This is a genomic window from Streptomyces sp. NBC_01003 (assembly GCF_045162695.1).
Lineage (GTDB): Bacteria > Actinomycetota > Actinomycetes > Streptomycetales > Streptomycetaceae > Streptomyces.
Genome location: NZ_CP108707.1, coordinates 5,074,408 through 5,086,382 on the forward strand (window position 1 = coordinate 5,074,408; position 11,975 = coordinate 5,086,382).

The window sequence follows — 11,975 nt, forward strand, 5'->3', positions numbered from 1 at the left end:
GCAGGTACTACACGCTCCCACCAGGGCCGGGCGCCGTCACCACGCCAGCTGGGCGATCTCCTCAGCCACCACGGCGCACGCGTCCGCGGCGGGGTCGATCAGCGGGAAGTGGCCGACGTCCTCCAGGAGCGTGAGCCCCACGACCTCGCCCGCCTTCGCCGCCGCGTCCGCGTAGGCCTCCGCGACCACGTACGGCACCGTCGTGTCCGCCCGTCCCTGCACCAGCGTCGTAGCGATGCCCGTGGGAAGCAGCGCGGCCGGGTCGGCGTACGGCAGGCGCTCCTCGAACACGGCCTTGCCGCCCAGGAATTGGGCGGGTGCGCCGGAGCAGACGTCGAGATCGCGGGCCGTCACGAAGTCGGCGATCGGGGCGAGCGCGACGACGCCGCGCAGCGGTGCGGGGGCGGCGGTGCGCCAGGGCGCGTCCTCGGGCAGCAGATGCCGCGCGGCGGCCCACAGAGCGAGCTGCCCGCCGGCCGAGTGCCCCACGACGACGGTGCGCCGCGGGTCACCCTGCGGCAGCACTTCCCGTACGAGGCCGGGGAGGGCGTCGAGGGCGGCGGCGATGTCGTCGAACGTCTCCGGCCAGCGCCCCGCCACCGGAGCGGTACCGCCCTGCTGGGGCAGTGAACTGCCGCGCCGGTACTCGACGTTGGCGACCGCGAAGCCGCGCCGCGCGAGGAAGTCGGCGAACGGCGTGAGGTGCTGCCGATCGTAGGGCGCGCGCCACGCGCCGCCGTGCAGGAGCACCACCAGGGGCGCGGACTCCGCGCTGTCGCGGGGCGCGTAGAAGTCGACGACCTGGTCCGGGTGATCCCCGTACGCGGCGGTGACGTCGGGCGGGACCACGGGGTGCGAGAAGGCCGATGCCTCTTCGGCCTCGTCGCGGGCGGCGGCGTCGTCCGGCATGCTCCAACCTCTCAGCGTCACGGCAGAATTGGAAAGTATGCGGACGCTACCAGGCCGGTGACGTGGGCGGACACACACCGTAACCGGATAAACGGTTCCCTTGTGCCGTTACCCTGGGCCGCATGCCCGAACAAGCAGAGCACGGGACCGCCCCTTCGGAGCCCGGCACCGTGCAGGCGGAGCCCGGCACCGTCCGTCCCGGCGGGCGCACGGCGCGGGTGCGCGCCGCCGTCCTCGACGCCGCCGGTGACGTGCTCGCCGAACAGGGCTTCGCCCATCTCGACCTGGCGGACGTCGCGCGGCGCGCGGAGGTCGGCAAGACGACGGTGTACCGGCGCTGGGGCTCGGTCACGGGGCTCGTCGCCGATCTGCTCGCCGACATGGCCGAGCAGTCGCTGCCGCGCACCGACACCGGGACCCTGCGCGGCGACCTGCGGGCCAACGCCCACCTGGTGCGGCGCGCGCTGGCGGACCCCCGCCAGGGCGCCCTGTTCCGGGCCGTCATCGCCGCCGCGACCTGCGACGAGAAGACGTCGGCGGCGCTGCGCCGCTTCTACGAGGTACGGGTCGCCGAATGGGCTCCGTGCGTGGAACAGGCCGTGCGGCGCGGCGAGTTGAGGACCGGCACGGACGCGGCGGCCGTCGTGCGGGCCGTGTCCGCGCCCCTCTACTACCAGCTCCTGACGGCCGGATCCGCGCCGACCGAAGCCGACGCGGACCAGGCCGCCGACGCCGCCGTCGCGGCGGCGGAAGCGGGCGTCTACTCCGCCGCGGCCGCCAGCTGATCCGCGAGGACCCGCGCGGCCCGCTCCACCTCGGCGAACCCGAGGTACAGCGGGGTGAAGCCGAACCGCAGCACGTCAGGGGCGCGGTAGTCACCGACGACACCCGCCGCGATCAGCCGCTCCATGACGGCCCCGGCGTCGTCGGCGCGCAGCGCCACCTGGCTGCCGCGCTCGGCGTGCGCCGCCGGCGTCACCGACTCGACCCGCCCCGCGGGCACATACGCCTCGACGCACTCCAGGAAGAAGTCCGTCAGCGCGAGCGACTTGGCGCGCACCGCGTCGACCGGCACCCCGTCCCAGACGTCGAGCGCCGCCTCCAGGGCGAGCATGGACAGGATGTCGGGGGTGCCGACCCTGCCCCGCACCGCCCCGTCCCCGGCCTCGTACGAGGGCCGCATCCCGAACGGCTCGGCGTGCGAGTTCCACCCCGGCAGCGGTGAGTCGAAGCGGCTCTGCAGATCACTGCGCACGTACAGGTACGCGGGTGAACCCGGGCCGCCGTTCAGGTACTTGTAGGTGCAGCCGACCGCGAGGTCGACCCCGTGCCGGTCGAGCCCGACCGGCAGCGCGCCCGCGCTGTGGCACAGGTCCCAGACGGACACGGCGCCCGCCGCGCGCACCGCGGCGGTCAGCGCGGGCAGGTCGTGCAGGCGGCCCGTGCGGTAGTCGACGTGGTTGAGGAGCACCGCGGCCGTACGGTCGCCGAGCGCGCCCGGGACCTGAGCCGGGGACAGCGGACGCAGCGTGCAGCCCGTCATCCGGGCGGCGGACTCGGCGATGTACCCGTCCGTCGGGAACGTCGTCGCGTCGACGAGGATCTCGTCGCGCCCCTCACCGGCCAGGCGCACCGCGCCCACCAGCGCCTTGAACACATTGACGCTGGTGGAGTCGCCGACGACGATCTGTCCCTCGGCGGCGCCGACGAGGGGCGCGATCCGGTCGCCGATCCGCTCCGGCGCCGTCCACCAGCCCGACTCGGTCCAGGAACGGATGCGCAGCTCGCCCCACTGCCGGCGCACGACGTCCTCGACGCGCCCCGGCACATGCGCGGGGAGCGCGCCGAGCGAGTTGCCGTCGAGGTACACGGTGTCGCCGGTGTCGTCCAGGACGAACCGCTCGCGCAGCTTGCCCAGCTCGTCGGCGGTGTCCAGCTCCAGCGCCCTACCGGCAAGCGCAGTGACGTCAGACATGGGACCTCGCTGTCCACAGCTCGGGGAACACGTTCTTCTGCGCGCGCTTCTCCAGCCAGGCCACGCCCGCGGAGCCGCCCGTGCCCGTCTTGGCGCCCATCGCCCTGCGGGTCGCCACCAGATGGTCGTTGCGCCATCGCCACACCAGCTCGGCGACGTCGGTGAGGGCCTCGCCGAGGCGGGCGAGTTCGTCGCCCTCGTCACCGGCGTACAGCGCGGTCCACACGGCCTCGACCTCGGGGGACGGCTCGTACTTCTGCGCCACGTCCCGCTTGAGCACGGCCTCGGGGACGGCGTGGCCGCGGCGGGCGAGCAGCCGCAGCACCTCGTCGTACAGGCTCGGCTCCTCCAGGGCCTTCTCCAGCTCCGCGTACACGCGCGGCGCGCCCCGGTGCGGGACGAGCATGGAGGCGGACTTCTCGCCGAGCAGGAACTCCATGCGCCGGTACATCGCCGACTGGAAACCGGAGCCCTCGCCGAGGGCGGCCCGGTAGGAGTTGAACTGCGCGGGGGTCAGCTGGCCGAGCGGGCGCCACGACGCGTTCAGCGCGTCCAGCTCGCGCACGGAGCGCTTCAGGGCGGCCACCGCGGTCGGCACGTCGTCGCCGCGCAGGGCCCGCGACGCGGTCTCCCACTCGTGGACGATGACCGTGAACCACAGCTCCATCACCTGGGTCGTGACCAGGAAGACCATCTCTCCGGGGTCGTCGGAGCGGGTGTGCTGGAGGTGGGTGAGGACGTCGGCCTGGACGTAGTCCTCGTAAGGGGTGGTTCCCGCAAAGTCGAGATACGGCGTCTCTGGCTCGTTCGACTCGTGAGCCTCGTGGGACATCGCTGTCTCCTTGAACGTACTCCGGGTAGCGGTCCGCCCCTGCCGAATTCCGGCACGGGGGCCCCGGTCCCCACCGGCATCCTCCGCAATCGTCCCCCGAAACGGCAAGGCCCGCCCGGTCACATCGTCACGGGCGGGCCTGGAGAAAGCGCGGAAATCTAGCCCAGGGTCTGGGCCGCGGCGGGCGAGGAGTCCTTGAGGAACTGCGCGCAGCGCTCGTACTCCGCCTGCTCGCCGATGGACTGCGCGGCGCGCGCGAGGGCGTGCAGGGCGCGCAGGAAGCCGCGGTTCGGCTCGTGCTCCCACGGCACCGGGCCGTGGCCCTTCCAGCCCGCGCGGCGCAGGGAGTCCAGGCCACGGTGGTAGCCGGTGCGTGCGTACGCGTACGACTCGACGACGCTGCCGCGCTCGTACGCCTCGTCGGCGAGACGCGCCCAGGCGAGGGAGGAGGTCGGGTACTTCGCGGCGACATCGGCGGGCGCCGTGCCGCTCGCGAGCAGCTCGCGCGGCTCCGGGTCGTCGGGCAGCTCGGTCGGGGGCGGTCCCCCGAGAAGGTTCTCGTGAAGGCTCATGTGTTCCAGTCTGCGCCATGACCGGCGGTGCGTTCCATGCCGGTGATCGCGAGCCTGCTCAGCGCCCGCACCAGCGCGTCCGCACCCGCCTCGGCCTTGGCCCGCGGGCAGCCGACGTTCAGGCGGACGAATCCGGGCGCTCCGTAGGTGGCGCCCGGCATGATCGCCACGCGCTCCCGCTCGACGAGCTCCCGCTGGAGCGCGTCGTCGTCGACGCCGAGGGGACGCAGATCGATCCAGGCGAGATAGCCGGCCTGCGGCGGCCGCCACCCGAGCCCGGGGAACGCGGCGTCCAGCCGCTCCGCGAGCATCGCCAGGTTCCCGTGCGTGTACTCCCGTACGCCGTCCAGCCACGCCCCGCCCTCGCGGTACGCGGCGATGTGCGCGGTCAGCGACAGGACGGCCGGCGAGGCGAGGCCCTCCGCGGTGTCCATGCGCCGCACGAACTCGGCGTGGTCGTCCGGATCGCCGACGAAGCCGTAACTCCCGCTCAGTGCGGGGAAGTTGAAGGCCTTGGTGGCGGAGGTGACGAGCGCCCAGCGCAGGCCCTCGCCGTACGGCGTCCACGGGCGGTGGACGTGGCCGGCGTGCGTGAGGTCGGCGTGGATCTCGTCGCTGATGACGGCGACTCCGTGGCGCCGGGCGAGGTCCGCGATCCGGGTCAGCTCGGCGTCCGTCCACACCTTGCCCGTGGGGTTGTGCGGCGAGCACAGGATCAGGACCCGGCTGTCGGGCCGTGCCAGCTCCCGCTCCAGACCCGCCCAGTCGTCGACACCGGCGGTGCGCATCTCGCGGCCGAGCCCGGTGACGGCCTTGCGGAAGCCGTCGTACGTGGGGGTGTGCAGGACGACGCCGTCGCCGGGCCGCGTCCACATGCGCAGGAGCTGGGCCATCTGGTTGAGCACGGACGGGGCGTACACGAGCCCGTCCACGTCGACCTCGGTGCCGTACCGGGTCGCGAACCAGTCGCGTACGGCGCCGCGGAAGTCGTCGTGCCGCCAGTCCGTGTACCCGAACACGCCGTGCGCGAGCCGGGACCCGAGCGCCGCGAGGACCTCGGGCGCGCAGGCGAAGTCCATGTCGGAAATGGTGAACGGCAGCAGATCCGGCACCGCGAACCGGTCCGCGACCCCGTCCCACTGGACGCACCACGTGCCGCGCCGGTCGACCGGGGTGTCGAAGTCGTAGCGCACAGGCATCTCCCTCGGGGTACGCCGGAGGCCCGGCACCCCGAGAGGGATGCCGGGCCCCGGTGACCAGCCTCGTACTACTTGAGCTTCGTACCCGTGGAGCGCAGGTTCGCGCAGGCCTCGGAGACGCGCTTGGCCATGCCCGCCTCGGCGGACTTGCCCCAGGTGCGCGGGTCGTACTGCGACTTCACGCCGACCTCGCCGTCGACCTTCAGGACGCCGTCGTAGTGGCGGAACATGTGGTCCGCGACCGGACGCGTGAAGGCGTACTGGGTGTCGGTGTCGAGGTTCATCTTCACGACGCCGTTCTCCAGCGCCGTCGCGATCTCCTGCTCGGTGGAGCCGGAGCCGCCGTGGAAGACGAAGTCGAACGGCTGCGACCCGGCCGGCTTGCCGAACTTGGCGGCGACGCCCTCCTGGAGGTCCTTGAGGAGCTCCGGACGCAGGACGACGTTGCCCGGCTTGTACACGCCGTGCACGTTGCCGAAGGACGCGGCGAGCAGGTAGCGGCCCTTCTCGCCCAGGCCCAGGGCCTCGGCGGTGCGGATCGCGTCGTCGACGGTCGTGTACAGCTCGTCGTTGATCTCGTGGCTGACGCCGTCCTCCTCGCCACCGGTCGGGGTGATCTCGACCTCGAGGATGATCTTCGCGGCGGCGGCCTTCGCGAGCAGCTCCTGGCCGATGGCCAGGTTGTCGGCGAGGGTCTCCGCGGAGCCGTCCCACATGTGGGACTGGAACAGCGGGTTGCGGCCGGCCTTGACGCGCTCGGCGGAGATGTCGAGCAGCGGGCGCACATAGCCGTCCAGCTTGCCCTTGGGGCAGTGGTCGGTGTGCAGCGCGACGGTGACGTCGTACTTCTCGGCGATGATGTGCGCGTACTCGGCGAGGGCCACGGCGCCCGTCACCATGTCCTTGTTGTACTGGCCGCCCAGGAACTCCGCACCGCCGGTGGAGATCTGGATGATGCCGTCGCTCTCGGCCTCCGCGAAGCCGCGCAGCGCAGCGTTCAGGGTCTGCGAGGAGGTCACGTTGATGGCCGGGTAGGCGAACTTGCCGGCCTTCGCCCGGTCCAGCATCTCGGCGTAGACCTCGGGAGTTGCGATGGGCATGTGTCCGCTCCTTGGGATGTGCGGGTGTGTGCTGTCAGACCCTGACCTGGGGCCTCTCGTCTGGATCGGCCCCGGATGGCGACGTCATCGTCGCCCCCATCTTTCCAGACTTGCCGGACAGCTCCAGTACTGGTCGCGTACTGGGTCCGGCCCGTTGTCGACCGGCCTCAGTCGAGGCCCAGTTCGTCCTTGCCGTACGCGAACAGGTAGGGCACCCCGGCGCCCTCGGTGATCTTCTCGGCGGCACCGGTGGCGCGGTCCACGATCGTGGCGACGCCGACGACCTCGGCACCGGCCTCGCGCACGGCCTCGACGGCGGCGAGCGGGGAGCCGCCGGTGGTGGACGTGTCCTCGACGACGAGCACGCGGCGGCCCCTGATGTCCGGGCCCTCGACGCGGCGCTGCATGCCGTGCGCCTTGGCGGCCTTGCGGACCACGAAGGCGTCGAGGCGCTCGCCCCGGGCGGCGGCCGCGTGCAGCATGGCGCCGGCGACCGGGTCGGCGCCCATCGTCAGGCCGCCCACGGCGTCGAAGTCGAGGTCGGCGGTCAGGTCGAGGAGCACCTGGCCCACCAGCGGGGCGGCCTCGCCGTCGAGGGTGATACGGCGCAGGTCGATGTAGTAGTCCGCCTCCAGGCCGGAGGAGAGCGTCACCTTGCCGTGCACCACGGCCTTGTCCTTGATCTGCTGGAGAAGCGCGTCGCGCACGTCGTTCGTCATGGCTATGAGCTTAGAGCGCTCGCCACGTCCAGGTGGCCGACGCCTCAAGGGGGTCCACCGGGGTGACGAGGCGCGGCAGCGTGTTCAGACCGTCCGGCGGGCCGGTCTGCGGCTCCACGCACACGGCCGCCTCCTGCTCGTCGTAGACGACGACCCACTGCTCCCGGCTCGCGATCTTGACCTCGAGCTGCTGCGGCCAGGTCAGGGTCACGTCGACGCCGTCGGGCATGCCGAAGCAGTCGTCCCAGGGGCCGTCGGTGCGGTCGATCCGCTTGCCGGTGGGGAGGTGGTCGTCGCCGCGCTCCTCCTGCCAGGCGGGGGAGAACTCGACGCGCACGCCGTCGGCGGAGCCGTCGAGGGTCCGGTTGAACCAGGGGTGCCAGCCGGCCTGCGCGGGGAAGGAGTCGCCGTACGTCTCGATGCCGAGCGTCAGCGTGAGCGAGTCCTCGGCGAGGCGCACCATCTGCGTGACGCGCCCGGTCCAGGGCCAGGGCTCGGCGAGGTCGTACGTGAAGACGGCCTCGTCGGCGCTCACGCGGGCGGTCGTCCACTCGGCGTCGCGGGCGAAGCCGTGGATGGCGTGCGGCGGCGAGTTCAGGGGCATCTGGTACGTCCGCCCGCCGTCCCGGAACCTGCCGTCCCTGGTGCGGCCGCACCACGGCACCATCGGGAAGCAGCCGTACCGCTCCCCCTGCCGGAGGAGTTCGGTGCCGCCGATCCGCAGGCTGCTCACGCGGCAGCCGTTGCCCGGCTGCACGGTCACTTCCGCGTCACCCGCGGTCAGCGTCGTTTCCTGGGTAGTCACGGGCCGACCTTACGTTTCGATCAGCGCCGGCGGCGCAGTACCCGGCCGACGACGATCGCGGACGCGACCACGAGGGCGGCGGCGGGCGCGGCCCAGCGCAGGGTGGCGGTGGCCGCCGTGGACTCGGGCGCGGGCACGGGGGCGTACCGGCCGCGCGGCGGCGCGTGGTCGACCTCCTCGGCGCTGCGGCCGATCATGGTGCGGCGCGCGTGGGCGGCCTCGGCGGGCGGCGCTTCGGGGTCGAACCCGGCGTCCTCTGCGGCAGCCTCGGCTTCGGGGTCCACCTCGGCGAAGGGGGCGAGCGAGGGCGGCGGGATCTCGGTCTCGAAGACGGAGGTGTGGTCCTCGTCCTCGGCGTCCGCGTCGGTGGCGTCCGCGTCGTCTGCGGCGTCCGCCGTGTCCTCGGCGGAGTCTTCCGCAGGGGCCGCGTCCTCCGCCCCCGGGTCCGTCCCCGGTTCCGCCACCGTGCCGAGCGCCTCCGCGAAGCGGCTCAGGAGACGGCGCACCGCGGACTGCACGGCGTCCTCGGAGAGTTCGGCGACCCGGCCGTCCCCGCTGCCGGACGCGACGAACGTGACGTTCGAGCCGCCGGACACGGCGGCGACCCGCACCGTCACCACGAACTTCACGGACCCGGTGCCGCGCGCCTCGGTGCCGTCGCCCTCGACCGCGAACGCCCCGGTCTCCGTCTCGGTGACGCGCAGGGAGCCGCGGTAGGTGATGGTGTGGCCGCCGATGCGGAGCTTCAGCCTGCCGCCGTCGCCGGAGGCCTCCCGCTGAAGCCCGGGCACCGCCCTCGCCACCAACTCCGGGGCTGCCAGCGCGCCCCTCAACGACTCCGCCGGAACCGGAACGAACACCTCATGCTCCATGCCGACCGAGCCTACCCACGCCCGGCCCCACGCGTCCCGCGTTCGGCGCGTACTCAGTCGGCGTACCGCGGATGAACCAGGGTCGACGGGGCGAGTCCGGTGATCCGCGAGCGCTCCGCCGCGCGCATCCGATCGCGCGGCACGGCGCCCTCCGGCAGCGGCCCGAGGCCCGCGAGCACGAACCCCCAGTCGCTCGGCGCCCGCGTCCCGTCGAGCGTCCGGTCGGGCCCGTCGGCGATCCCGGTGAGCCGGTCCCACGCCCCGTGCCGCCGGCCGGCCGGGGCCGGGGGTCCGCCCGTACCCACCCAGTACGGCACGGTCCGCAGGCCCGCCGCGCGCAGCGTCGTGTCGACCGTCCAGAACACGCGGGGCCGCGACGACAGCGACCCGGCGTGCACGGCGAGCCGCCCGTCCGGCGCGAGGACCTGGGCCGCCAGGCCGTAGAACTCCTGCGAGTACAGCTTCGTGCTGGCCGTGATCCCGGGGTCGGGCAGATCGGAGATCACGACGTCGTACGGGGTGTGGGGCCCGCGCAGCCATTGGAAGGCGTCCCCGGTCACGGCCCGCACGCGCCGGTCCTCGTACACGTGCCCGTTGAGCGCGCTGAGCGGCGGATCGTTTCTGGCGAGGCGTACGACGCCCGGGTCGATCTCGACGATGTCCACCTGCCGCACCCCGGGGAAGCGCAGGACCTCGCGGGCGGCGAGGCCGTCACCGCCGCCGAGGATGAGCACGCGCGCGTGCGGCCCGGTCATCGCGGGCCGCACCAGGCCCTCGTGGTAGCGCTGCTCGTCCCGGCCGCTGACGCGCAGGCGCCCGTCGAGGTAGAGGTCGGGCGGCTCGTGCCTGCCGCCGGTGAGGACGACTTCCTGTACGCCGGTCTGGACGACGACACGTACGTGCCTGCCGTACATGGCCTGCCGGGCGGCCCGCTCGAAGTCGTCCACGCGAGCCGCGGCGCAGGCGAGCAGGCCGAGCACGACGACGTTCGCCACGAGCAGCGTCCAGCGGCCCCGGCGCGTCAGGTCCCTGCGGAACAGGCCGAGTACGAGGGCGCCGCCCGCGAGCGCGTTGACCGCGCCGGTCAGCAGCGCGCCCGTCAGCTGCCCGAGCATCGGCAGCAGAAGGAAGGGAAAGGCGAGCCCGCCGACGAGCGCGCCCACGTAGTCGGCGGCGAACAGGTCGGCGACGGCACCGCCGGGGTCCTGCCGCCTGATCCGCTGGATGAGCACCATCAGGAGGGGCACTTCGGCGCCGATGAGCACACCGATGGCGAGGGAGAACCCGACGAGCATGTAGCGCGAGCCGCCCGCCCAGGACCCGCCCCAGTCGCCGGTCCACGCGAACACCGCGTACAGCGCCATCGCGCTGCACCCGCCGACCAGCGCGAGCGCGGCCTCGACCGCGCCGAACCCGGCGGCGGCCCGCAGCCGCAGCCGCTTGGCCCCGAGCGAGCCGATGCCCATGGCGAAGACCATCACGGACAGCACGACGGACGCCTGGGTGACCGAGTCGCCGATCAAGTACGAGGCGAGCGCGACCAGTTCGAGTTCGTACACGAGTCCGCAGGCCGCGCAGAGGAAGACGCCCGCGAGGACGAGGAACCGCCCCGTCGCCGGTTTCACGGGGAGGGGTGCCACGGGAAGGGGCGCCCCGCCCTCCTCGCTCCGGGCGCGCGGGACGCCGGTCTGGACGGGGGTGCGCGGCTCGATCACGTTGTGAACGCTACGTCACCGTGCAACTCCGTCGAGTCACCCACACGTGTGGAAGTGGGCCTGCGCGCGCATGGGTTGCGGCCCATGGCGTCACTGCACCGCAGCCGGGGTCCGCACTCCCACCCGGGTCCGGGTGACGACGAGTTGACCCTCCTGCGGATAGGCGTGCCAGGTGCGCCAGTGCACCTGGCCCTCCTGCCGGTGGGCGAGCAGTGCGGTGAAGGCGTGCGGGCTGCCGGGGAACACCCCGGCGAGGCCGTTGGGATGGTCGGACACCAGCGCGATGAGTTCCTGGGCGCGGCCCGCGAACGAGCCCTTCGAGAGGGTCTCGACGTGTGCCGCGAATTCGTACTCCCAGTCGCCCATGCGCTTGGCGACGCCGAGCGGCAGCGGGGTGCTGCTGCCCGGGATACAGGCGACGGTCTCGGAGCAGGTACCCCGCTCCTCCTCCAGGAGTACCTGGTGCGAGGCGCCGAGAAGCCTCAACTGGAGCTGGGCACCGGCGAGTTCGAGGTCGAGCGTGGCGAGCGCGGGCAGCGGTTCGCGGCCGAGAGCCCAGGCCAGGTCGTCCGCACGTGTGTCGGTGTAGGCGGTGTTCAGGGTCGTGAGCATGGGTCGGCTCCGCTAACACGCAAAAGGAGGTGAGGCCGGCGCTGAGGGGGAAGGCCGGCACGTGCCCACGCGAACATACGAGGGCCGCTTTGACGGTTAAGAGAGAATCATGAACAGTGACGCCGCCACAGGGTTTTTACCCAACTTCGCCGGGTTTCCATCCCCTCCGGGGACCCCACAGCTCAACTGTTCAACTTCTCTCGGCAACTTGCGTACCGTTCCCGCGCAACGGACCATTCCAGGCGCATATGGCGCCCTGTCCGTCGCACGTTTCTCCGGCTGACTCACACATACGTACGGCCCACGCGGACCGGCTGCCCCGTGTCAGCCGCCTCCCTGTGGGCCGTACGTGTCCTCGTGGCGCGGTCAGCTTCCGCCGCCGCACCCGCCCCCGCCCCCGCCGCAGGAGGACCCGCCGCCGCAGGAGCTGCCGCCCCCGCACGAGGATCCGCCGCCGCAGGAGTGCCCGTGATGTCCGCCGGAGCTGCCCGACGAGCAGGAGGCCCCGCCCGCCGCACCCCCGCCGCCGGCCCACCAGCTGCCACGGGAGCGGGACGACCGGCCCTTGCTCAGTGACGTCTTCCCGCTCCGCGCCTTGCCCGAGCCGCCCGCGGACGACACGGCCACGACGATGCCCACGATCACAAGTCCAAAGATGATGGCTC

At 72.9% G+C, this 11,975-nt stretch carries 12 protein-coding genes; 1 reads left to right on the forward strand and 11 read right to left on the reverse strand.

The features are described from left to right. Nucleotides 1-36 precede the first annotated feature (36 nt). Entirely contained in the window at nucleotides 37-909 is an 873-nt protein-coding gene (locus tag OG698_RS23285) for an alpha/beta hydrolase (RefSeq protein ID WP_406105159.1), read from the reverse strand. A 122-nt stretch (nucleotides 910-1,031) separates the two neighbouring features. On the opposite strand from OG698_RS23285, the gene OG698_RS23290 reads away from it, so the two are divergent. Then, a complete protein-coding gene (locus OG698_RS23290; protein ID WP_406105161.1) occupies nucleotides 1,032-1,694 on the forward strand; it encodes a TetR/AcrR family transcriptional regulator in 663 nt (220 codons plus the stop codon). Here OG698_RS23290 and kynU read toward each other — a convergent pair. The 10 genes from kynU to OG698_RS23340 all read right to left on the reverse strand — a co-directional run bounded on the left by kynU (nucleotide 1,670) and on the right by OG698_RS23340 (nucleotide 11,310). Continuing rightward, nucleotides 1,670-2,884, reverse strand: a complete 1,215-nt coding sequence (gene kynU, locus OG698_RS23295) for a kynureninase (protein WP_406105162.1) — start codon at nucleotides 2,882-2,884, stop codon at nucleotides 1,670-1,672. The genes OG698_RS23290 and kynU overlap by 25 nt on opposite strands. Next, on the reverse strand, nucleotides 2,877-3,716 hold the full coding sequence (locus OG698_RS23300; protein ID WP_100596403.1) for a tryptophan 2,3-dioxygenase family protein: 840 nt from the start codon (nucleotides 3,714-3,716) through the stop codon (nucleotides 2,877-2,879). The genes kynU and OG698_RS23300 overlap by 8 nt, the downstream gene beginning before the upstream one ends. Nucleotides 3,717-3,874: 158 nt before the next feature. Beyond that, nucleotides 3,875-4,288: a DUF3151 domain-containing protein gene (locus tag OG698_RS23305; protein WP_100596404.1), complete on the reverse strand. Its 414-nt coding sequence runs from the start codon at nucleotides 4,286-4,288 to the stop codon at nucleotides 3,875-3,877. Beyond that, on the reverse strand, nucleotides 4,285-5,487 hold the full coding sequence (locus OG698_RS23310; RefSeq protein ID WP_406105165.1) for a MalY/PatB family protein: 1,203 nt from the start codon (nucleotides 5,485-5,487) through the stop codon (nucleotides 4,285-4,287). The genes OG698_RS23305 and OG698_RS23310 overlap by 4 nt, the downstream gene beginning before the upstream one ends. 68 nt (nucleotides 5,488-5,555) lie before the next feature. Then, complete coding sequence (gene fbaA, locus OG698_RS23315; protein WP_389541405.1) at nucleotides 5,556-6,587, reverse strand: class II fructose-bisphosphate aldolase; 1,032 nt, start codon at nucleotides 6,585-6,587, stop codon at nucleotides 5,556-5,558. Nucleotides 6,588-6,754: 167 nt separating this feature from the next. Next, on the reverse strand, nucleotides 6,755-7,306 hold the full coding sequence (gene pyrE / locus OG698_RS23320) for an orotate phosphoribosyltransferase (protein ID WP_326774824.1): 552 nt from the start codon (nucleotides 7,304-7,306) through the stop codon (nucleotides 6,755-6,757). Between the two features lie 10 nt (nucleotides 7,307-7,316). Further along, a complete protein-coding gene (locus OG698_RS23325; protein ID WP_406105168.1) occupies nucleotides 7,317-8,111 on the reverse strand; it encodes an aldose 1-epimerase in 795 nt (264 codons plus the stop codon). A gap of 20 nt (nucleotides 8,112-8,131) precedes the next feature. After that, on the reverse strand, nucleotides 8,132-8,983 hold the full coding sequence (locus tag OG698_RS23330) for an SRPBCC domain-containing protein (protein ID WP_406105170.1): 852 nt from the start codon (nucleotides 8,981-8,983) through the stop codon (nucleotides 8,132-8,134). 53 nt (nucleotides 8,984-9,036) lie between these two features. Then, nucleotides 9,037-10,698: a polyamine aminopropyltransferase gene (locus OG698_RS23335; RefSeq protein ID WP_406105172.1), complete on the reverse strand. Its 1,662-nt coding sequence runs from the start codon at nucleotides 10,696-10,698 to the stop codon at nucleotides 9,037-9,039. Nucleotides 10,699-10,788: 90 nt separating this feature from the next. Beyond that, nucleotides 10,789-11,310 (reverse strand): DUF2617 family protein, encoded by a 522-nt coding sequence (locus tag OG698_RS23340; RefSeq protein ID WP_406105173.1) that lies wholly within the window; start codon nucleotides 11,308-11,310, stop codon nucleotides 10,789-10,791. Between the last annotated feature and the right edge of the window lie 665 nt (nucleotides 11,311-11,975).